The organism is Saccharothrix isguenensis, from assembly GCF_052936305.1.
In genome coordinates this window covers 2,674,537-2,697,515 of sequence record NZ_CP193626.1, presented here as the reverse complement: position 1 = coordinate 2,697,515, position 22,979 = coordinate 2,674,537, and the positions used below count along the sequence as shown (strand labels likewise).

At 70.1% G+C, this 22,979-nt stretch carries 13 protein-coding genes; 3 read left to right on the top strand and 10 right to left on the bottom strand.

From position 1 onward, the window contains the following. Positions 1–6: 6 nt before the first annotated feature. The 7 genes from ACRAKI_RS12825 to ACRAKI_RS12795 all read right to left on the bottom strand — a co-directional run bounded on the left by ACRAKI_RS12825 (position 7) and on the right by ACRAKI_RS12795 (position 13,302). Positions 7–1,146 carry a Gfo/Idh/MocA family protein gene (locus tag ACRAKI_RS12825; RefSeq protein ID WP_447008408.1) on the bottom strand — a complete coding sequence of 380 codons (1,140 nt, stop codon included), beginning with the start codon at positions 1,144–1,146 and terminating at the stop codon, positions 7–9. A 70-nt stretch (positions 1,147–1,216) separates the two neighbouring features. Beyond that, positions 1,217–2,251: a substrate-binding domain-containing protein gene (locus ACRAKI_RS12820; RefSeq protein ID WP_447007287.1), complete on the bottom strand. Its 1,035-nt coding sequence runs from the start codon at positions 2,249–2,251 to the stop codon at positions 1,217–1,219. A gap of 58 nt (positions 2,252–2,309) precedes the next feature. Next, on the bottom strand, positions 2,310–3,347 hold the full coding sequence (locus ACRAKI_RS12815; protein WP_447007286.1) for an ABC transporter permease: 1,038 nt from the start codon (positions 3,345–3,347) through the stop codon (positions 2,310–2,312). Next, complete coding sequence (locus ACRAKI_RS12810; protein ID WP_447007285.1) at positions 3,344–4,858, bottom strand: sugar ABC transporter ATP-binding protein; 1,515 nt, start codon at positions 4,856–4,858, stop codon at positions 3,344–3,346. The genes ACRAKI_RS12815 and ACRAKI_RS12810 overlap by 4 nt, the downstream gene beginning before the upstream one ends. Next, complete coding sequence (locus ACRAKI_RS12805) at positions 4,855–6,135, bottom strand: ROK family transcriptional regulator (RefSeq protein ID WP_447007284.1); 1,281 nt, start codon at positions 6,133–6,135, stop codon at positions 4,855–4,857. Before ACRAKI_RS12805 ends, ACRAKI_RS12810 begins: the two co-directional genes overlap by 4 nt. A 580-nt stretch (positions 6,136–6,715) precedes the next feature. Then, the gene (locus ACRAKI_RS12800) at positions 6,716–7,690 is read right to left on the bottom strand and encodes a helix-turn-helix domain-containing protein (RefSeq protein ID WP_447007283.1); all 975 of its coding nucleotides are present in this window, start codon (positions 7,688–7,690) and stop codon (positions 6,716–6,718) included. Positions 7,691–7,869: 179 nt separating this feature from the next. Next, positions 7,870–13,302, bottom strand: a complete 5,433-nt coding sequence (locus ACRAKI_RS12795) for a ThuA domain-containing protein (protein ID WP_447007282.1) — start codon at positions 13,300–13,302, stop codon at positions 7,870–7,872. A 98-nt stretch (positions 13,303–13,400) separates the two neighbouring features. On the opposite strand from ACRAKI_RS12795, the gene ACRAKI_RS12790 reads away from it, so the two are divergent. Together ACRAKI_RS12790 and ACRAKI_RS12785 are read left to right on the top strand one after the other, a co-directional pair. Continuing rightward, positions 13,401–13,613 (top strand): hypothetical protein, encoded by a 213-nt coding sequence (locus ACRAKI_RS12790; RefSeq protein WP_447007281.1) that lies wholly within the window; start codon positions 13,401–13,403, stop codon positions 13,611–13,613. Between the two features lie 583 nt (positions 13,614–14,196). Beyond that, the gene (locus ACRAKI_RS12785) at positions 14,197–17,037 is read left to right on the top strand and encodes an AbfB domain-containing protein (protein WP_447007280.1); all 2,841 of its coding nucleotides are present in this window, start codon (positions 14,197–14,199) and stop codon (positions 17,035–17,037) included. Positions 17,038–17,164: 127 nt separating this feature from the next. Here the strand turns inward: ACRAKI_RS12785 and ACRAKI_RS12780 are convergent, their stop codons facing one another. Continuing rightward, the gene (locus ACRAKI_RS12780; RefSeq protein ID WP_447007279.1) at positions 17,165–19,024 is read right to left on the bottom strand and encodes a discoidin domain-containing protein; all 1,860 of its coding nucleotides are present in this window, start codon (positions 19,022–19,024) and stop codon (positions 17,165–17,167) included. Positions 19,025–19,431: 407 nt separating this feature from the next. Between ACRAKI_RS12780 and ACRAKI_RS12775 the strand changes: the two genes are divergently transcribed. Beyond that, complete coding sequence (locus ACRAKI_RS12775) at positions 19,432–20,475, top strand: LacI family DNA-binding transcriptional regulator (protein ID WP_447007278.1); 1,044 nt, start codon at positions 19,432–19,434, stop codon at positions 20,473–20,475. Between the two features lie 61 nt (positions 20,476–20,536). Here the strand turns inward: ACRAKI_RS12775 and ACRAKI_RS12770 are convergent, their stop codons facing one another. After that, entirely contained in the window at positions 20,537–22,138 is a 1,602-nt protein-coding gene (locus ACRAKI_RS12770) for a glycoside hydrolase family 43 protein (protein ID WP_447007277.1), read from the bottom strand. Beyond that, positions 22,135–22,977 carry a carbohydrate ABC transporter permease gene (locus tag ACRAKI_RS12765; protein WP_447007276.1) on the bottom strand — a complete coding sequence of 281 codons (843 nt, stop codon included), beginning with the start codon at positions 22,975–22,977 and terminating at the stop codon, positions 22,135–22,137. The genes ACRAKI_RS12770 and ACRAKI_RS12765 overlap by 4 nt, the downstream gene beginning before the upstream one ends. Between the last annotated feature and the right edge of the window lie 2 nt (positions 22,978–22,979).

Sequence of the window (22,979 nt, the reverse complement as noted above, 5' to 3'; positions counted from 1 at the left end):
AGGTCGTCAGACGGCGTGCCAGGTGCGGCTGGCGGAGCTGTCCTCGACGGCGGCCAGGACGCGCTGCACCTGCAGCCCGTCGGCGAACGTCGGGGTCGGGTCGGTGTCCGCGGCGATGGCGCGGACGAGATCGACGGCCTGGTGGGTGAACGCGTGCTCGTAGCCCAGGCCGTGGCCGGCGGGCCACCAGGCGTCGACGTACGGGTGTTGCGGCTCGGTGACCACGATGCGGCGGAAGCCCGCCACCCCCGCGTCCTCGGTGCCGTCGAAGAAGTGCAGGACGTTCATGTCCTCGAAGTCGAACGCCAGGCTCCCGGCCGAGCCGTTGACCTCGATGCGGATGGCGTTCTTGCGCCCGTTCGCGAACCGGGTCGCCTCGAACGAGCCGAGCGCGCCGCAGGCGAACCGGGCCAGGAACAGCGCCGCGTCGTCCACCGTGACCGGACCCGTCCCGGCCGACGAGGCGGTGCCGGACAGGCCCGCGTGCTCGGCGGCCAGCGGGCGTTCGGCCACGAACGTCTGCAACATCCCGGACACCTCCTGGATGGTGTCGCCGAGGATGAACTGGGCGGCGTCGACGATGTGCGCGCCGATGTCGCCCAGCGCGCCCGATCCCGCCTTGTCCTTCTGCAACCGCCAGGACAGCGGCGCGGCGGGGTCGACGATCCAGTCCTGGAGGTACTGCGCCCGCACGTGGTGGATGGTCCCCAGCCGGCCCTGCGCGACCAGGTCCCTGGCCAGCGAGATCGCGGGGACGCGCCGGTAGGTGAACCCCACCATGGCGCGCACCCCCCGCTCGGCCGCGCGTTCGGCGGCGTCGGCCATCACCTGCGCCTCCAGGACGCTGTTGGCCAGCGGCTTCTCGCACAGCACGTGCTTGCCCGCCTCCAGCGCGGCGACGGCGATCTCCGCGTGCGTGTCGCCCGGCGTGCAGATGTCGACCACCTGCACGTCGTCGCGGTCCAGCAACGCCTTCCAGTCGTTCTCGGCGTGCGCCCAGCCGAGGCGGACGGCGGCCGCCTCGGTGCGCGCCCGGTCGCGGCCGCACACCACGGCCATCACCGGTCGCAGCGGAAGGTCGAAGAACCTGGGCGCCACCCGCCACGCCTGGGAGTGGGCGGCTCCCATGAACGAGTGGCCGATCATCGCGACGCCCAGCGGCGGCGTCGTCCCGTCGAGTGTCGTCACGGTGCTCTCCTCAGCGGTCCGCTCGGGCTCAGGACTCGAACGCGGTGGGCAGGTAGCGGTCGACGTTGTCCTTGGTGACGACCGGCGCGTACAGCTCGACCTGGCGCGGGACCTCGACCTCGACCAGGTCGCCGAGGCTCTTGCCCTGCACGGCCAGGCGGGCCAGGCGGATGCCGTCGGCGCCCTGCGTGGACGGGTAGACCACGGTGGCCTTGTGCAGGCCGCTGTTGGACTTGATCTCCCGCATCACGTTCGCCGACCCGGCGCCGCCGATCATGAAGAACTCGCCGCGGCCGGAGTTCTTGATCGCGGCGCTGACACCGATGCCCTGGTCGTCATCGTGGTTCCAGATCGCGTCGATGCGCGGCGCGGCCTGGAGCAGGTTCGCGGCGGCCCGCTCCCCGCTCTCCACGGTGAACTCGGCGGCGACCCGGTTGTCCACGTTCAACCCGCACTCGCGCAGGGCGTCGGCGAAGCCCTTGCTGCGGTCCTGGGTCAGCGGCAGGGAGTCGATGCCGGCGATCTCGGCGACGACGGCGTCGGACTTGCCGTTGAGCTTCTCGCAGACGTAGGTGCCGGCCGAGACGCCCATGCCGTAGTTGTCGCCCAGGACGGTGGAGCGCGCGGCGAACGGGCTGTCGAACTCGCGGTCGACGTTGATCACCGTGATGCCGGCCTTCATGGCCTTGAGCGCCACCGGCGTGAGTGCGGCTCCGTCGAAGGGCAGCAGCACGATCGCGTCGACCTTGTCGTTGATGAACGTCTCGACCTGGCTGATCTGGAGGTTGACGTCGTTGGTGCCCTCCACCACCTTCAGCTCCACGTCGGAGTACTTCTCCGCCTCCGCCTTGGCGGCGTTGGAGATGGCCGCCATCCAGCCGTGGTCCGCGGCGGGCGCGGAGAAGCCGATGACGACCTTCTCGCCGGGCTCGTCGTTGGCGACCCGGGCGCCGCCCTGGTTGCCGCTGCCGGCGGCGGGCTCCGGTGTGTTGCCCGTGCAGGCGGTGAGCACGGTGCCTGCGGCGAGCAGGGCGAGCAAGGTGGTGGTTCTGGTGCGGGACATGGTGGTGCTCCTGAAAGGTGGCGGCGGAGAGTGGGGCGGAAGCGGTGCGGTGCGGCGGTCAAGCGCCGCTGCGTCGGGCCAGTCGCTGTTGGAGCAGCACGGCGATCACGATGATCGCGCCCTTGGCGACGGCCTGAGCGGAGATGGAGAGGTTGTTGAGGGTGAAGACGTTGGAGAGCGTGGTGAAGATCAGGACGCCGAAGACGGTGCCCGCGATGGTGCCGCGCCCGCCGGACAGCAGCGTGCCGCCGATGACGACCGCGGCGATGGCGTCCAGTTCGTAGAGGCCGCCGTGCGTGGCACTGCCGGTGGTGGTGCGGGCGATGAGCATGACGGCGGCGATACCGCAGCACGCGCCCAGCAACGTGTAGAGCAGCACCGTGTGCCGTCGCACGTTGATGCCGGCCAGTCGGGCGGCCTCGGGGTTGCCGCCGACGGCGTAGGTGCGGCGACCGAACGTGGTGCGGTTGAGCACCACCCACCCGACGACCGCCACCACCGCGAAGATGATGATGAGCACGGGCACGCCGAGCACCGAGGCGTCGAAGAACGCGGTGAAGCCGGGCACGTCCACGATCTGGGTCTTGCGGTTGGACATGATCTCGGCCAGCCCGCGGGCGGCGGCGAGCATGGCCAGTGTCGCGATGAACGCCACGATCCGGCCGTAGGCGACCAGCACGCCGTTGACCACGCCGCAGCCCGCGCCTACGGCCAGTGCGGTGAAGACCAGGGCCGACCAGTGGAAGTCCCGTGCCACGGCCTGGGTGGCCAGTGTGGTCGCCCAGACCGAGGACAGCGCCACGATGGCGCCGACGGACAGGTCGATGCCGCCACCGGTGATCACGAACGTCATGCCGATGCTGACCACGCCGATGACCGAGGCGAGGCGCAGGATGGTGAGCAGGTTGTCCACGTGGGCGAACCGGTCGCCGGCGGTGATGACGCCGACCAGGCACAGCAGGACCAGGGCGACGACCAGGCCGGTGTTGCGGCCCGCGGCGGACCCGAGCAGCGCGCTCACCCCACGTCTCGGGGCGCTCCCGGCGGGCGGTCCGCCGGTGCGGGGGGCGGTGGCGGTGGCGGTGTTCTCGTTCATGCGGCGGTTCCTTCCATGACCAGGTCGAGGACCCGGTGCTCGTCCAGCTCATCGGCCGGTCCTTCGTGGACCACGCGTCCTTCCCGCAGAACCAGGACGCGGTCGGACAGGCCGAGGACCTCTTCGACATCGCTGGACACGACCAGCACGGCGACGCCCCGGTCGGCCAGGTCCCGGATCAGTTCGTAGATCTCGCTGCGCGCGCCGACGTCCACACCACGCGTGGGCTCGTCCAGCAGCAGCACCCGGCACTCGCGCAGCAACCACCGGGCCAGCACGACCTTCTGCTGGTTGCCACCCGACAGGGTTCGCACCGCACGGTCCACACCGGACGGGCGCACGTCCAAGGCCTCGGTCAGCTCCGCGGATCGAGTGCGCTCGGCGCCGTTGTCGAGGAACCCGAACCGGGCGAACGCGGGCAACGTGGAGACGGTGATGTTGCGGTACACGGCCTGGTCGAGCAGCAGACCTTGGCTCTTGCGCTCTTCCGGGCACAACCCGATCCCGGCGCGCACGGCGGCGCCCACCGAGCCGCGCCGCAGGCTCTTGCCGTCCACTTCGACCGTGCCCGAGGAGGACTTGCGCGCGCCGTACAGGGTCTCCAGGACCTCCGAGCGCCCGGATCCCACGAGTCCGGCGAGCCCGACCACCTCGCCCGCGTGGACGGTGAGGTCCACCCCGGAGAACCGGCCCGACCCCGCGAGCCCGCGCACGGTCAGCACAGCGGGCGCGTCGGGGGCGGACGGCTTGCGCTCGGGGAAGACGTACTGCACGTCCCGCCCGGTCATGAGCTTGATCAGGTCGGCCGTGCGCACCTCGCGGGCGGGAAGGCCGGTGGCGACGGTGCGACCGTCCTTGAGGACGGTGACGCGGTCGCCGATCTCGCGGATCTCCTCCATGCGGTGGGAGATGTAGACGATGGCGACACCCTGGGCGGTCAGCTCCCGGATGACCCGGAACAGGGTGCGCACCTCGTCCTGGTCCAGCACGGCCGACGGCTCATCCATGATCAGCAGCCGGCTGTCCCGCGACAGCGCGCGGGCCATGCTCACGACCTGCTGGTTCGCCGCGGACAACCGGCCGACCTCGCGCTCCGGCGGTATGTCGGGGTGGCCGAGGAGTTCCAGCAGCGCACGGGTGCGCTGGCGCGCGACGGCCCGACGCGTGAACCCCGCGGTGGACAGCTCGTGACCGAGGAACACGTTGTCGGCGACCGGAAGCCCGGCGACCAGGTCGAGTTCCTGGTGAATGGCCCCGATACCGGTGTTCATCGCGTCCTGGGGGCTGCCGAACGAGACGACCTCGCCCTGCCAGCGCAACTCGCCCTCGTCCGGGCGGTGAGCCCCGGCCAGCACCTTGATCAAGGTCGACTTGCCCGCGCCGTTCTGCCCCAGCAGGCAGTGCACTTCGCCCGCGCGGACGTCGAAGTCCACCCCGCCCAGCGCCGTGACGCCCGGGAAGCGCTTCACGACGTCCCGGACCGACAGCAGCGGTACCGCTTCGGTCGTCATACCGTTTCCTCCTGTGCCACGCGGTGGTGCTCGCCGACCGGCTCGACGAGGGTGGGGTCCTGGAACACGCGGTCGAGCACCTGGGACGCGCCTCCGCGCTGCGAACCGGAGAAGCCGAGCGTCGAGAACGCCACCCGAGTGCCACCCGCGTCGGCGGCGAAGACGTGGCGGCGCAGCTCCTCGCGCAGGGAACCGGCGATCCAGGGCTGGAGAGCGGCGAAGTAGCCGCCCAGCACCAGCAGTTGCGGGTTGAAGACGTTGACGAGGATGCCCGCGCCCACCGCGAGCCAGTGGTCGATCTCGGCGATGGCGGACAACACGCGTTCGTCACCCGACCGGGCGCGGCTGCCGATCTCGGCGAGCCGCTGCTCCACGTCCAGTGACGGGTCGCGCACCGGGTCGTGCTCCGACGCGGCGGCCGTGAGCAGGGCGTTGAGGCCGACCACCGCCTCCCAGCAGCCCTGGCGGCCACAACCGCACACCGGCCCCCCGGCGCGCACCCTCATGTGCCCGACCTCGCCGGCGAACCCGAACGCGCCGCGCAGCAGCTGCCCGCCCGCGACGACGCCGCCGCCGATGCCCGCCGCACCGGTGAGCAGGATCAGGTCCGCGCTGCGTTCCGGTCCCTGGGCCTCGATCTCGGCCAGCGCGGCGAGGTTCGCCTCGTTGTCCAGCAGCACCGGGTAGGGCGGATCACCCAGCAGCCTGCGGATCTCGTCGACGACCGCGACGTCGGCCCACCCGAGGTTCGGGGCCACGCGGAGGACACCGGTGTCGACCTCGACCAGGCCCGGCACGGCGATGGTCAGGCCGACGGGCCGGATGTCGGACTTCGCCAGGCCGCGCAGCACGGTGCTCAGCAGTCGTCCCAGCCTGGCCAGGACCATGGCCGGTTCCACGTTGGCGGTGTCGAACGCGAGCCGCTTCTCCGCCAGCACGCTCCCGCGCAGGCTCAGCACCAGCACCGACAGGTAGTCGATGTTGATCTCGGCGCCGACGGCGACCACGTGGTCGCCGTCGAGCTGGATGGACTGACCCGGACGGCCGACGGTGGCCCGCTCGACCTCGCCCTCCCGGACGAGGCCCCGCTCGACCAGCTCGGCGACGAGGCTGGACACGGTGGCCTTGTTCAACCCGGTTTCCTCGGCGAGTCGTGCGCGCGACCGCGGACCGCGGTCGCGCAGGTGCGACAACACGACCGAGAGGTTGTGGCGACGGACCGTGAGCTGGTCCGCGGTCGCGCTGCCCGCACGCAGACGGGTGGGCCTGCTCCTCATACCTCTCCTCGGGTCGGGGGCAGCCGTCGTCGACTGCGGGAATGAGCGGTTTCGAGTGGCACGGGCGGAGTGATCGCACGCGGCGCACCGGCATCGCCGGCGGCGACGATCAGCAGGGGCGGGCTTGTCCGGCTGAGCTCACCGGTGAACTCCTCCATTCCGGTTGCTGACGTGCTCCGCACCACACCGTTCGTCTGTCGAATCAACAAACTAATGAGCGCCATATGGCCGGTCAAGGGCAGGACGACCTGCCGACCGGTCAGTTCTGGAACTGGTCAGCAACCGTAAACGCCTTGCCTCGGCGGCACTGACAGACCGTTGGCAGAGGGGCTTCAATGGCCTACGCGAACACTGTTCATGCAGGTCACAGCCCCCCAAAAATCTCGACAATCAGACAGATAATTCTGGGAGCGCTCCCAATTCAGGCGATCCCAGAATGGCCCGGAGCGATTGCCGTCACGGGTGATCTTCACCCAGCGGCCGTTCAGCTGTCAGCAAGAGGGAATAACACATCGGTCTCCTGTTCCCGAAGGGGCGGAATCGGACGCGCGGGGCCGATCATTTCGTGAGGTCGATGGGGTCAGCAGGCATCGCGGTTCGCGCAACCGGTCGTCGGAGGCACCGAGGGATAGGCGCGCAGCAGGGAATCCTGCGGTAGGTGGTAGAGGCTTTCCAGGCGACGGCGCTGGGAGGGGCGCGGACGCTGCCTGGCGTGTTCCCAGCCCCTCACCGTGGCGGTGCTGGCGCCGCAGCGCTCGGCGACCTGGGCCTGGGTGAGGCCGTTCCACTGCCGGAACACGCGCAACACCTCCGGCAGGTCTCCCGGCAACCAGTTCTCCGGGTCGAGGAACCTCGGCTTGCCCGCCTTGGCCGCCGTCGCGACGACGACCAGCGGCACCCGGTAAAGGGTCGCCATGAGCCGGATGGCCTGCCAGGGCGGCACGACGTCGCCGCGTTCCCAGCCGCGCAGGGTGGTGCGGGATACACCGAGCAGGTCGGCGACCCGGGACTGGGAGAAGTCGGCCGTGGCGCGCAGGGACGCCAGTTCCCCGCGCAACCGGACGACGGTCCTCTTGTCCCGACGTGCCGCCCGCAGCGCCTTGACCAGTTCCTCGGTCTCCATCCCGAGGCAGCGGGCCAGGGGTTCGAGCAACCGCACGGGCAACCTGCTGCCGCCGCGCTCCCAGTTGTAGACGGTCTGGACGGTCACCCGCAGCGCCTCGGCGATGCTCCGAGGCGGCACGCGCTTGGTCTTGCGCAGGGCGCGCAACCCGTAGCCGGGCATCGTGTCGTCCATGAGCGGGTGCTCCGTGCCTTCGGCGAAGAAGGCAGCCGTCTGCTCCACCGGCAGTCGCAGGACGCCCGCGAGCGCCGCCAGCAACTCCGGGGACGGCGTGCGCTGACGGCGTTCCCACCGCAGCAGGCACGCCGTGGTGACGCCGATCTGCTCGGCCACCGCGCGCGAGGACAGGCCCAAGGCGAGCCGGACGGCCCGGAGCGATGGGAGGACGGCTGCTCCGGGACCGTCGGGGTCGCGTGGCTCCCCACCGGTCACCACTGCTCAAGCACCACTGGTGTGGTCCGGGCGGGCGCGGTACGCGGTCGCGCGCCAAGCGCGCAGGAGCACGGGCCTGCTACTCATGTCACTCCTCGATCTCGCCGGAGAACTGCGACCGCCAGGCCGGGGACGGGGCGCGGGCGGGGTGGCCCGCCTGACGCGGGCCACCCCCGTGCTCACAGGTGGAGCAGGGCATCCGGGTTGTGCCCGGGACTAGCGGTGTAGTGACCGACGGCCTCGACGTTGCCCGCGACGTCGATCGACCGGTACTCCAGGACGTCCATGCCGTTGGGCCGGAGTTTGATCTCCACGCCCTGGTAGACCCGCCACGGCCCGTCCGCGATCCGGTACTCGGTCTTGGCCACGCCCGAGGTGGCGTCCTGCGCCCGGAGCCAGACCCTCGACGCCGCCGCGCCGCGCTGGGCGAAGGTGGTGGGCGCGGCGGTGTCGACCTTCACGTCGACCACCGTCTCCGCCGAGGTGTTGCCCGCCGCGTCGGTGGCGCGCACAGCGATCCGGTGCGCCCCCTCGCCCGTGACGGCCACCGCGCCGGAGTAGGGCTGCCACGCCCCGGCGTCGACCCGGTATTCGAGCACCGGGCCGCCCGACGTCTCGTCGGTCGCCGAGGCCGACACCGTGACCGGCCGCGTCCACCAGCCTTCCGCTCCCGAAGGCTGGTCGGCCTTCGCCGTGACCTCAGGTGCGGTCCGGTCGAGCTTGACCTCGACCGTCTTCTCCTCGGACGTGTGGCCCGCGGTGTCGGAGGCCCGGAACGCCACCACGTGCGAGCCGTCCTCGCTGAACGGCAGCGGTGCGCTGTACTCCGCCCAGCCACCATCGTCCACCCGGTATTCCACGTACACCTGGCCAGGGAGGTCGTCGGTGGCCGTGGCGGTCACGGTCACCGGGCTGGTCCACCACCCGTTCGCGCCGGTGGGCGCGGCAGGATCGGCGGCCACCGACAGCTCCGGCGCGGCCTGGTCACCGGCGCCGACCCGGAAGTCGTCGAACCGGGCCGGCTTCGACGCGGTCTGCGGGCCGCCGAGGGCGAACAGCCCGACCTTCGCGTTGGCGGCGAGTGCCGGGTTCGCCACCGGCTCGAGCACCGTCCAGCTCTGCCCGTCCGCGCTGTAGGAGCCGGTGTAGGTGTCGCCCGACTTGGTCAACCTCAGGTGCCACACGCCCTGGGTGAGGCCGCCCGCGCCGCGCTGCGGCTGCCCGACCACGTCACCGCTCTCCGAGCGGAGCTCGATCCCCCGTTCCACCGCCGAGCCCGGCGCGTTGGTGGTGAGGTAGTCGAGCTTGACGTAGTTGGCGTCGTCCACGTACGCGATCAACCCGGCCTGCTGGAACTGCTCGTTCAGCGCGGAACCGTCCACCTTCGTCTCGATGGTCCAGTCGCCCTCCGGCGCGTTCTGGAGGATGAAGTTGGCCGGGGTGCCGTTGGGCGTGCCGTAGATGTCACCGGCGCTGGTGTCGATGCGCAGGCTGCCGTCGGCCAGTCCGACGCCGCTGGGGTCGTGTCGCACGACGGCGTTCCAGCGGCAGGCGTCCAGCGACGAACCGGTGAAGTCGTCGCTCGGGTCGACCGCGGCGGTGGTGTCGGGGGTGATGGTGAACGTGTCGAACTCGGCGTCCACGACGGGGTGGTCACCGACCCCGGCCAACGACAGCAGGCCGATCTTCGGGTGCGCGATGCCCGCCAGCGACTTGGTCTGCGGCATCGGGGTGAAGGTCCGCCCGTCCGCGCTGTAGGACGCGGTCAGGTTGCTGCCGTCGCTGGTGAACCTCACCCAGACGGTGTCGGGGTACTGCGCGCCCAGCGGCCCGGTGTTGGACTCGCCGACCTCGTTGGGTGAGCCGTTCTCCTCCCGGACGAACTGGAAGATGCGGTTCGCCGCGTCGTCAGCGCCGCCGGAACGGCCCTGCAGCACCATCTTCGCGTAGTTGTCGTCGTCGCCGTAGACGACCAACCCGGCCTGCTGGTACGCCCGCCGGGCGGGCAGCCGGACCTTGGCGGTGGCCTCGAACGGCCCCGACGGCAAGTCCTGCAACACGATGTTCGGCGTGTTGCCGCCGGCGCCGTAGACGTCCGTGGCCGTGGTCGGTACCACCAGGTGCCCGTCGCGGACGGCGAGGTCCTGGTTCTCCCGCACCACCGTGGTCCACCGGGTGCGGTCCAGCGAGGTGCCGAGGAAGTCGTCCGACCGACCCGAGAGGCAGTTCGACGTCGACCCCTCGACCTTGATCTCGACGCCCTGGGTGGTGCTCGCCCCCCTGGCGTCGGTCGCGGTGACCTTGGCCTGGAACGTGCCGCCGGCGGCGTAGGTGTGGCTGGTCGTGGCGCCGGTGCCGGTGCCGCCGTCCCCGAACGTCCAGGCGTACTGGATGGGTTCGTCACCCTCGGGATCGGTGGCGGTCGCGGCGAAGTCGACCTTCAGCGGTGCGGCGCCCGACGTGGGGGTGGCAGTGACGGTCACCGCGGGCCTTCTGTTGTGCGTGACGCCCTGGCCCTCGAACTGCAGCCAGTTGATGTTCGCGAGGTAGCTGGTCGTGGTGCTGCCCTGCGGTCGACGGACGACGAAGTACAGCTCCGACCCGGCCGGCGGGTCGTCGACGACGTCCGCGGTCACCGTGGTCCAGTTCTGCCAGCCACCGGTCCCGCCGAACGTCGCGGTGCCGGCGAGCGGGCCGTCCGGCGCGCCCACCCGGATCTCGATCAGGCCGCCCCCCGATCCCGAGGCGACGCGGAAGCGCACCTGGTCGATGCCCGCGAGGTTCGCCGGGGCGAGGGAGAAGTAGTCGCCGTCGGTGATGAACCCGATGTTCTGGCCGCCGCCGGTGTCGCTGGTGGTCTCCTGCTGCACACCGGCCGTGTCGTCACCGACGCCGTCGGCAGCGCGGCCGGTGCCGGTGTGGAACTCCGCTTCCTTGTGCTTGGGCTGGAGGACGAGGATCGCCTCGCTGGTGAGCGGCGAGACGCCGGGTGCGCCTTTGTCGGTGTACTTCGCCGTCAGGACGCCGAAGATGTTCGCCCCCGCGTGGCCCTCGTCGCCGGACATGACGGCCAGGCCCTCGCAGCCTCGGTACTGCTCGTAGCCGTGGGCGTGCTCGTCGTGGCCCAGCGCGGGTTGGACGATCACGTTCTGGCAGTCGACGGCGCCGTCCTCGGCATCGGTGACGGTGACGCGGTAGGACACCTGGTCGCCGAAGTCGATGAACCCGCCGTCGACCGGGGCCGTCAGCGTGATCACCGGGGCGGTGTTGCCCACGACGATGGCGACGTTGGCGGTCGCGGACTTGCCGTCCGCGTCGGTCACGGTCAGGCGTGCGGTGTAGTTGCCGTTGGCCGTGTAGGTGTGGCTCGGGGTCGCCTCGGTGCTGTCGGTGGTGCCGTCGCCGTCGAAGTCCCACGCCAGGGTGATCGCCGCGCCGTCGGGGTCGCGCGATCCCGACGAGTCGAACCGCACGGTCAGCGGCGCGTGGCCGGAGGTGGCGTCGGCTTTGGCCACGGCGACCGGGGCGCGGTTGCCGCGCACGTAGTCGATCCGGTAGAGCCCGCTGTCGGCGTTGTTGCCGCCGAAGCCCGAACCCCACTCGATGATGTACAGCGCGCCGTCCGGGCCGAACTGCATGGCGTGCACCCGGTTGAAGCTCATGTCGGGCAGCATCCGGCTGATGTCGGCCACGCTCGCGCCGTCGGGTGAGAGCTGCAACGAGAACAGCCTGCCGTCGTTCCAGTCACCCCACATCGCCTTGCCGTCCCAGTAGGCCGGCCACTTGCGCTCCGACACGAGGTCCGGGTCGAACCGGTACGCGCCACCCGCCATCGGCGCGCCACTGCCGCCGATCTCCGGGGTGCCGGTGGAGGACTTGCCCTGCCAGATCGGCGTGCCGATCGCGGGCGGCAACTGCGTGAGCCCGGTGTTGTTGGGCGAGTTGTTCACCGGCGCCGAGCAGTCGAAGGGCGCACCCGACACACCGGTGGCGAAGTCGTGGTCGTGGTAAGGGGTGTTCGCGCCCACGCAGTACGGCCAGCCGTAGAAGCCGGGGCGGTCCACGATGTTCCACTCCACGCGGCCGTCCGGTCCCCGCTGGGGGTTGGCGCCACCGGCGTCGGGACCGTAGTCGGCGACGTGGAGCTTGTTGGTCTTCGGGTCCAGACCGATGCGGAAGGCGTTGCGGAAGCCCATCGCGTAGATCTCGGGCCGGGTCTTCTCCGTGCCCGGCGCGAACATGTTGCCCGCGGGGATCGTGTAGGTCCCGTCCGGCTGCGGTGTGATGCGCAGGATCTTGCCGTTGAGGTTGTTGCTGTTGGCCGAGGAGCGCTGGGCGTCCCACGCGGCGCGGTCCGGCCTCTCGTCGATCGGGGTGTAGCCGTCGGAGGCGAACGGGTTGGTGTTGTCCCCCGTGGTGATGAACAGGTTGCCGTCGTTGTCGAACTCAAGCGCACCACCGGCGTGGCAGCACTGGTCGCGCTGGGTGGGGATCTCCAGCACCACCTTCTCGCTGCCCGCGATGATCGCGTCACCGGACAACGTGAAGCGGGACACCCGGTCCAGCGCCTGCGCACCGGCCGGCGAGTAGTACAGGTACAGGTGGTTGTTCGTCGCGAAGCCCGGATCCAGCGCCACACCGAGCAGACCGAACTCCTGCCCGGTGTAGACCTGGACCGAACCCGCGGTCACCACGGAACCATCGGTCCGGACGACCTTCACCGCGCCGTTGCGGTCCACGTAGAAGACCCGACCGTCCTCCGCGATCGCCAACTCCATCGGGTTGGCCGTGTTGTCGTCCAGGACGACCTTGTCGAAGCTGTCGGTCCGCGTGGCCGAGCAGTCGGCGTCCAGCACGCCCGCGGCCGTCTGCACGCCCTTGAGCAGGTGCTCCCGGAACGCGGCGTCGGAGTACGACTCGACGGTGTGCCCCAGACCCGTGTACCAGGACCGGCCGCCGTCGTAGTCCTGGCACCAGGCGATCGGGTGGCTGGTGCCCATCGAGCCGCCGCTGTAGCTGGTCTCGTCCAACTCGGCCAGCACGTGCACCTTGGCCGCAGGGTCGGCGCGGAAGTTGTACCACTCGTCAAAGCGCTGCCACGCCTGCGGCAACCCCGCCGTCGACGGATGCGCGGGGTCGGTGACCTTCACCTTGGCGTGCTGCGGGTCCGGGTGGCCGGCGAAGTACGCGCCCACCAGATCCCCGTACCAGGCCCAGTCGTACTCGGTGTCCGTCGCCGCGTGCACACCCGCGAAACCACCACCGGCTTTGATGTAACGCTCGAACGCCGCCTGCTGGTCGCTGTTCAGCACATCACCGGTCGTGGAGAGGAACACAACCACCTCGTACTGGCCGAGGTTGGCATCGCTGAACGCAACCGCGTCGTCGGTGGAGTCCACGCTGAACCCGTTGGCGGCCCCGAGTTCGCGCAGCGCCGCGACACCGGCGTCGATCGACGGATGGCGGAAGCCCGCGGTCTTGGTGAACACCAACGCTTTGAACGTCTCGTCACCGTGGCCGGGGTGCGCCCGCGCCGGTACGGCCAGCGAGACCAGCGACCCTATCAACGCCGCCACCACGGCCGCGGACAGCCAGGAGCGCCGCCATCTCATCCGGCCAGGTCTGGGTGAGTTCACCATTGAGCCCTCCGCACTACGAAGATCGAACCGCGGCCTGTACCACTCGGTTCGTCTGTCGAGACAACAAACTAATGACCATTCTTGAAGGCGGTCAAGGTTACGAGCAGGAGACAAGATGGCCAATCCTGGAACTGGTCAACAACCGTGAACAACGACTCAGTCAACCATCGGCACAGCTTTGCGACATGACCGGGAAAGCCCATGTTCGCGCTAACAGCCCACCATCGAAGAACACCGCAATGACAGCAGCGCGGCCGGCCTGGGCCAGCACATACCGCATCTGAGCAGCGCAAATATCCCGACCGGTTCACATCGATCCGAAGTATCGGTGGGCCATGGCGCACTTGTGAGCGATAACTACAGTTGACTACTCCTGACAACCCCCGCTAGGTTCGGGACAGCTTGCGAGCCAACCGTCAACGGAGAAGGCGGGTTTCCCGTGCCCATTGCGCGCAGGTAACCGGAATGGCCGGGATGAACGACCGGACATTCAGATTGATCCATTTGCGACTATGCCGATGTCACAGGTGCGTGCCGACTCGATGCCCAGGCGCGTCGACTTCAGTCGCCTTCGAGGAGCTCGGGGCAGTCGCACCCGCGAAACCGCAGGTCGACCTCGTGCGCCCGGCCACCTCGGTTGCGGCGAACACCGGTGACCCGATCAAACCCGCCACGCACGTTCCTCCATCGTCCACAGAAGACTGGTGTATGCCGACGTCGACCCGATGAGGGCGGCTCGACCAGATCACCGCACCGGAGAAAGAGACCACCGGCCGCTTCCCGGCCGCGCGGTCTGCCCTGCCGTGTCCAGCTCCAGAATCGAGTGCTCCCATGCAATTTCCCGCTAGATTGCTCTCGGCTGCCCCGGTGTTGGCGGTCGCGGCGGCGTTGAGCGTCGCCACCACCGCTCCCGCCGCGCATGCCGCACCTTCCGCCACGCTGGACGTCGACGTCGCCCACACGACGTCGGCGGTGAACGACTACCAGTTCGGGCACATCGTCGAGGACATCAACCACTCCGTCGAAGGCGGGCTGAGCGCGAACGTGGTGCGCAACAGCACCATGAAGGAGAACGGCAACGCCAACCCGCCCTCCCACTGGTCCGCGGTGGGCGGGGCCACGATCAGCGGTGACGACGCGACGCCGTTGAACGCGGCCAACGCCCGTTCGCTGCGCATCGACGTCACGGAGTCCGACCCGGCACAGCGGGCGGGCACCGCCAACTCCGGCTTCTACGGCATCGGCGTCCGCCCGGACACGGCCTACCAGGTGTCCTTCTGGGCACGCGCATCGGCCGATCTCACCGGGCCGCTGACGTTGTCCTTGGAGTCGAACGCGGGGACGGTGCACGCCGAGACCACCGTCACCGGTGTCACGGCCGAGTGGCAGGAGTTCACCGCGACGTTGACCACCGGCGCGTCGGCCTTGGTCTCCAAGGACAACAGGTTCGTCGTCGCGACGACGGGGGACAACGCGGGCAAGTCGTTGTGGCTCAACGTGGTGCGGGTGCTCGGGCCGACGTTCGCGCCCACCGGCGGCATCCGCAAGGACCTCCAGCAGAAGCTCGCCGACACCAAGCCGGGCTTCATCCGCGTGCCGGGCGGCAACTACCTCGAAGGGGTGGTGCTGGAGAACCGGTTCAAGTGGAAGGAGACCATCGGCAAGGTCGAGGACCGGCCGGGTCACCAGAACGACGCCTGGGGCTACTGGTCCACCGACCAGTTCGGGCTGCTGAGCTACCTGTTGATGGCCGAGCAGGCCGGCGCCGAACCGATGCTGGGCGTCTTCGCCGGTTACACCCTCAACGGCCAGTCCGTCCCGCAGGACCAGCTCGCGCCGTACGTGCAGGAGGCGCTGGACCAGATCGAGTACGTCATCGGCGACGTCAACACGCCGTGGGGCGCCAAGCGGGCCGAGGACGGGCACCCGGAGCCGTTCCCGCTGAAGTACGTGGAAGTCGGCAACGAGGACTGGTTCGACCCCACGCCCAGCTACAACACCTACCGCTACCCGATGTTCTACGACGCCATCAAGGCGAAGTACCCGCACCTCCAGATCGTGGCCTCGATGGGGGTCACCTCCCGGCCGATGGACGTGATCGACGACCACTACTACAACGGGAACCCCGACAGCTTCGCCGCTCTGGGCAGCCGCTACGACAGCGCCGACCGCAACGGCCCGAAGGTCCTGGTCGGCGAGTACGGCGTCACGAACGGCAGCGGGTCCAACCCGACCGGCACGCTGTCGGGCGCGCTGGCCGAGGCGGTGTTCCTGGCCGGCACGGTCCGCAACTCCGACGTGGTGATCGGCTCCGCCTACGCGCCCGCGCTCACCTCGGTGGACAAGTGGCAGTGGTCGTCGAACATGATCGGCTTCGACGCGGTGTCGTCCTACGGCTCGCCGTCGTACCACGTGGTGAAGATGTTCGGCGAGGGCACCGGTGACCACGTCGTGCCCAGCACCGCGACCGGCACGAAGCTCGACCAGGTCGTCACGCGGAACGCCGACGGCACGGTGTACATGACGGTCGTCAACCGCCACGCCGCCCCCGTCGAGACGCGGGTCAACGTGAAGGGAGCGCAGACCGTCGGCTCCAAGGCCACGGTGAAGACGCTGACCGGCGATCCGAACGCCCGCAACTCCATCACCGCACCCGACACCGTCGCGCCGACGGAGTCCCGGATCAAGGCCGGCCGCAGCTTCGTCCACACGTTCCCGGCCAACTCGATGACCGTGCTGACGCTGACGACCAAGAGCACCGCGTCGCCGATCCTGGCCGTGGACCGCAGCGTCTCGCTGCGCACCACGACCGGTCCGAACCTGAGCCTGACCCACCAGGACGACCTCGCTGTCACGTCCGAGGTGACGGTGACCTCCGACAACCCGACCAAGCTCGCCGCGTCGTTCATCCTGCGCCGGGGCCTGGCGGACGCGGACTGCTACTCGTTCGAGTCGCGGCAATCCCCCGGCCACTACCTGCGGGGCAGCCAGGCCAGGGTCCGCAAGGACGCCGACGACGGCAGCACCGCGTTCAAGCAGGAGGCGACGTTCTGCGCGACCTACGGCAACAGCGGGAGCGAGCTGTCCTTCAGCTGGTACCCGGACCGGACGCGCTTCCTGCGCACCTACGACAACGAGGTCTGGCTGGCGGGCAACGGCGGACCGCTGCCGTCCGACAACCCGACGAACTGGGCCGCCGACACCACGTGGAAGATCGCCGACGCCTGGTGGCGCAGCCGCGCGGACGTGCCCACCGGTCTCGCGTCGCTGAAGGTCGCCGCAAGCGCGGACAAGTTCCTGCGGCACAGCTCGAACGCCGGGTTCATCAGCGCCATCACCGACTCGTCGCCCGAGCTCGACAAGCAGGACGCGACCTTCGACATCGTGCCCGGTCACGCCGACTCGTCCTGCTACTCGCTGCGCTCGCGCAACTTCCCGGACCACTACCTGCGGCACCGGGGATTCCGCGTCGAGATGGCCACCAACGACGGCACGCCGCTGTTCGCGGCCGACTCGACGTTCTGCGCCCAGCCCGGCAACGGGGGTGAAGGCGTGTCCTGGCAGTCGATCAACTTCTCCGACCGCTACCTCCGCGCCCACGGCACCGAGGCCTGGATCTCCCACGGCAAGGGCGGGCAGCCCTACGACGATCCGGAAGGGTGGGCCCGGGACACCACCTGGACGGCGAGCGCTCCCTGGGCGCCGTAGCCCGAAGCTGACCCCCGGAGGGGTGAGGTGCGCTGGGTTCCCGCACCTCACCCCTCCTGGGCGGCGTGGTCCTGTCGTGCTCACAAGATCTCCTCGCACTTGCGCGCGATGTGGAGGCCACGCCGGTTCACGGGTAGAGGTTCAGCTCGGCGACGGACCACCAGTTGGCAGGGGCGCTGCCGCGTTGGTTGATGCCGAACAGCTGGTAGGACTGACCGGCCGGGAGCGTGATGGTGGTGACCGGTCCGGTGCCGGCGCCGGAAGCGAGGACGGTCCAGGTCTGGCCGTCGTTCGAGCCGGTGACCTCCCAGATCCGGGGGTAGTCGCCGCTGGAGGCGCCGGCGTCGAGGACGACCTTGCGGACCTGGTGCGGCGCGCCGGTGTTCACGGCGAGGTACTGCATGGCGGAGGACTGCTGGACGACGCCGGACGACCAGCGGGTGCCGAGGTCTCCGTCGATGGCCGCGTTCGCGCTGCCGCCGGGCTCGGTGCTGGAGGCCCAGGCGTGCCAGCCGGCCCGGCTCAGCGGGCTGCCTCCCGTGTCGGTGAAGGTCATCGCGTCGAGGTTGACGCCGCTGTCACCCTGCTTCTGCTGGAGCCGCAGGAAGGCCCCCGCCGGGATGTCGACGTTCACCGTCACAGTGCGGAACGAGTTCCAGGAGTACGTGGACTCGAACGCGATCTTGGTCGGCTCGTCGTTCACGTAGAGGGTGATGGTGCCCGCCGCGGGTGCCGCGTACCTCAACGTCACCGACGTCGCCCTGGGCGCGTTGCGGAGCATCCCACCGCTGAGGTAAGTGTTGACGTAGGCGAGCACGTTGCCACCCGAGGCGCCGGCGTCGGGCGCGACGCGCGCGCCCCCGGTCGGGACCCAGCTCTCGACCTCGATCGTGCCCGCCGGACGCGCCGGCGGGACGGGGTCCGTCGTGACGCCGCGCCTCGTGTAGCCGAGGGTCTGGAACAGCGTCGGAGAGGACTGCAACCACGAGCCGTTGGCCATTTCGGACTTCCACCGGTCCGCGACGTAGGCGTTGTCCTGCACCTTCGAGTTGCCCCACACGGAACCCGAGCTGCTCTCCCACATCGGCTGCGAGTCCCAGTCGGCGTTGATGTAGGAGACGGCCTTGATGCTGGGATTGTCGCGGATGAACCTGAAGAACCCGTCGTACCAGGACGACCACAGCGCCGCGCCGTCTTCGCGGTCGGTGCGATGTCCCTGCGGGGACACCTCCGCGATCATCACCGGCTTGTTGCCGTGTTCAGCGGCGAGGGCGACCATCCCGACGTCCCAGTTGCAGCCCCAGCACGAGAAGCCGAACCAGTCGACGTACTCGTCGCCGGGGTACCAGTCCATCAGCGGGCCGCCACCGGCGCTGGACGCCCAGACGGTGGCGAAGTTGGTGACGCCGTCCGCCTTCAAGCGGTCGACGATCCGCCGGAACGACGCGATGTAGAGCGTGGGGTCGTAGCCGTTCCACGGCCCGTCGAACTCGTAGCCGATCCGCAGGAAGATGGGGCGGTCCTGCTTGCGCATCCAGTCGCCCATGCGCTTGATGAGCGGGTCGTTGGTGCCGTTGACCACGTTCGGCAACTCGTTCACGAGGTCCAGCGAAAGGTGCAGCGCGGAGTTGTCGAAAGTCGGCGAGTTCATGAGGCCCTGGGCGTGGGTGTCACCGGCTCCCCAGTTGGACGGCTCCTCCAACCCGTCCAGACCGACGGTGTGCAGGCCCCACGACTCGCGTCCCGCCTGGAAGTTGGTGTAGACGGTGACGCCTCCGGGCACGATCCCCGTCGTGTCGACGTAGCCGTTCCGGTAGTGGGCGGTTCCACCGATGGCGCCCGCGTCCTGGCCGATGAACGAGATCACCTTGCCGGCGGGCGGCTCGAACTTCGCCGGGGTCGCCGCGTGGCCGGGGACGGCCGTGATCGCGCCACCGACGAGCGTTGCGCCGGCCAAGGCCATGGCCAGACTGCGTCGTCTGCTCACGTCAGATCCTCTCTGCTTGCGTACGCGACCGAGGCGTGACGCTCCGGGCGTTCCCGGGCGAGCGCGTTGAGGCTCCGCCCTGCGGGTCGCCCTCGACATCGCAAGTGACGTCGGTGTGCACGGTGCGTGACCGACGTGGTCGCCTCGTGCCGTCCCGGTACGATATGAACCCCGATCGGCGATCCGAAGAGTTTTCGAAACGGCACCTTCACCGGTTCGCCCCCCGTAGGTAACCGAGCACCGGCTGTGCACGCACCCGCGATGGTGACGTCGTCCCCCGAGGGTCGGGTTGACCAGCGCATATCGCATGACACAGACTTGGGCACCGGCGCGGCCCGCCCCCTCGCACCGTCAGCGGCAGGGCGGCGGTGCGGATGCGGCGGCAGACCGACCACGGGTAAGGCGGAATGTCCAGCAGCAGACCGACGATGGCCGAGATCGCGAAGGAAGCGCAGGTCGCCGTCTCCACGGTCTCCAAGGTCCTCAACGGGCACACCGACGTCTCCGTCAAGACCCGACAAGCGGTCGAACGCGTGATCGCCCAGCGCGGCTACCAACTGCCCCGCGCGGCCCGCAGCGGCCGCCGCCGGCGCATCGAGCTGGTCGACCTGGTCATCAACGAACTCGACAGCGTGTGGGGCCTGTCCATCCTGAACGCGGTCGAACAGGTGGTCGAGGAAGCCGGCCTGTGGCTCGTCGTCACCGCCCTGCACAACCGGCAGTCGCTCACCCGCCGCTGGGTCGAGTCGCTGCTCGCCCGCGGCTCCCGGGGCGTGATCCTCGTCCTGTCGGAACTCGGTGACCGCGACATCCAGGACCTGCGTCGGCGCAACCTGCCGTTCGTGGTGGTCGACGCGGTGGACCGGCCGCTGCCGGGCGTGCCGTCGATCGGCGTCACGAACCACGCCGGCGGCTACGCCGCGACCGAGCACCTCACCGCGCTGGGCCACCGGCGCATCGCCGTGATCGGCGGGCCCGAGCAGCTCCTGTGCACCCGGGCCCGCGTCGCCGGGTACCGCGCCGCGCTGGAGGCCGCCGGCATCCCGGTCGAGCGGCAGCTGATCCGGTACGGCAACTTCCACCGGGACGGCGGCCTGAGCGCCGCCGAAGCGCTGCTCGCACTCCCCGACCGCCCGTCCGCGGTGTTCGCGGGCAGCGACCAGCACGCCGTCGGCGTCTACGAGGCGGCCCGGCGGGCCGGGCTGAGCGTCCCCCGCGACCTCAGCGTCGTGGGCTTCGACGACCTCGACTTCGCCGAGTGGACGGCGCCGCCGCTGACCACAGTCCGCCAGCCGCTGCACGAGATGGGCGCCACCGCCGCCCGCATGCTGCTGCGCGCGGGCAACGGCGAGCAGGTCGCGTCATCGCACGTCGAGCTGACCACCGAACTCGTCGTGCGGGAGAGCACCGGTCCGCCACCGCCGCCGGCCGGTGGCGCCCGGCTGAGGTGAACGGGGAGGGCGGGTGGTCGACGTGTCGACCACCCGCCCTCCCGCGCGAACCGGCAGGGCGTCAGCCGGCGTCCAGGACGTCACACACCATGCGACGACCGGTGAGGTCGGTGGCGCACACGCCGAGGAACGCGCCGGTGAACCCCTCCACGGCGGTGCCCGTGCCGCCCGCGACGGCGGAGCGGGCGGCGTGCTCGTCGGACAGGGTGCTGGCGTCGAGCGAGGGGCCGACGCGCTGCCACGGCCCGTCGAGCCGGGCGGCCGAGAAGCGCAGCTCGGTGCCCTCGACCTCGGCGCGCAGCCGGACAGGTCCACCGTGCGGCCAGGGCACGACCGCACCGGCCAGTGGGTCGGTGAGCGTGCCGTGGTCGCACGACAGCACCGTCAGGCAGCGACCGACCCGCTCGTCGTGGGTGAGCTGGAGCCAGTGCCACAGCGCCGAGTCGTAGTAGTGGATCATGCCCGCCATCTGCTGGAAGTGCGTCGGCTCGGCCTCGATCGTGACGGTGAACGCCGTGGTCGTGGCCTGCTGGCGGCGGGCGAGCAGGCTCACGTCGTGCCGGCTGGCGGGCGACTGGTCGGCGCGCAAGCGCACCGCGCCGGGACGCTCGGTCACCGACAGCCACGACGGGTCGGGCGCGCGGCGCACGGTCTGCCACTCCGGGCCGAGGTCGGTGAGAGGGGCGGTCGCGGCTTCGGTCGGCGGGTAGTCCTCGGGCACGGGCACCGACGTGGCCGGAGTTCCCCCGACCACCCGCGGCCAGCCGTCCACCCACTCCACGCGCTGGATCGCGGTCTCCCGGCCCAGCATGCAGTGCCCGGCGCCGTCGACCGGACGGCCGACCAGGTGGGCGAGGAACCAGCGGTCGTCCTCGTCCGCGACCAGGCTGCCGTGGCCCGCCTTCCGCAACTCCAGCTCGGGCCGTCCGGCGCTGGTCAGCATCGGCCCGGTCGGGTCGGCCGCGTAGGGTCCGGTCAGCGACCGCGACCGGACGACCGTGACCGCGTGGTTCCAGCTCGTGCCGCCCTCGGCGACGACCAGGTAGAACCAGCCGTCGCGGTGGTACAGGTGCGGCCCCTCCGTCAAGCCGAGGTCCGTGCCGGTGAAGATCAACTCCGGTTCGCCGACCAGGGTCCGGGTGGCCCGGTCGAACTCCTGGAGCAGGATGCCCGCGAACCGCAGCCGCCCCGGCCGGTGGTCCCACTGCATCGACAACAGCCACGACCTGCCGTCGTGGTGGAACAACGACGGGTCGAAGCCGCGCGAGTGCAGCGGCACCGGGTCGGACCACGGACCGTGCAACGACGACGACTGCACGTGGAAGTTCGGCGTGTCGTAGAAGCCGTCGATGTTGTAGCCCAGCACGTTGGTGTAGACGAGGTGGAAAACCCCGTCCACCTGGGACAGACAGGGTGCCCACACCCCGCCGGAGTCCGGGACGCCCCGCAGGTCCAGCTGCGCGTGCCGGGTCAGCGGGTGCGGCAGACGCTCCCAGGTGACCAGGTCGGTGCTGCGGTGCAGCGCGACACCGGGGAACCACTGGAAGGTCGACGTCGCCACGACGAACGCGCCGTCGACGCGGATGATCGAGGGGTCGGGGTGGAAGCCGGGCAGCACCGGGTTGTGCGCCACCCGCAGGCCCGTGCGCGGGGTGGTGATCACGCGACCACGCTCCCCTGCGCCAGGCCCTGCCGCCAGTGGCGTTGCAGCAGCAGGAAGCAGACCACCAGCGGCAGCACGGCGAGGAACGCGCCGGTCACCACGAGGTGGAAGATGACCTGGTTGCCGACCTGCGGCTGGGTGTTCCAGTCCTGCAAGCCGAGGGTCAACGGGAACAGCTCGCGCGAGTTGAGCATGACCAGCGGCAGGAAGAAGTTGTTCCAGATCGCCACGAACTGGAACAGGAACACCGTCACCAGGATCGGCGACATGATCCTCAGCACCACCGTGCGGAACACCCGCCACTCGGACGCGCCGTCCATCCGCGCGGCCTCCAGCACCTCGTCGGGCACCGAGGAGATCGCGTACAGGCGGCACAGGTAGACGCCCATCGGTGAGACCAGGCTGGGCAGCAGCACCGCCCACGGCGTGTTCTGCAACCCCACCTCGGACATGAGGAAGTACAGCGGCAGCGCCAACGCGGTCACCGGGACCAGTACCGCGCCGATGATCACCCACGAGATCGCGCCGGAGCCGCGGAAGGAGAACTTGGCCAGGGCGTAGCCGGCCATCGCGGCCAGCGCGGTCGCGCCCAGTGCTCCCCCACCCGCGTACAGCAGCGTGTTGGCCGCCCACCGCAGGTAGATGCCGTTCTCGTAGGACAGGGTCTGGTGGACGTTGTCCACCAGCGCGAACTTCTCCGGCAGGGCGAACCCGAACGTGGTGAACAGCTCGTCGCGGCCCTTGGTCGCCGAGATCACCAGCCACACGAGCGGCAGCACGAAGTACGCGGACGCGACCACGAGCACGACGTGTGCGGGCAGGGTCCTGAGCCTGGTCATGG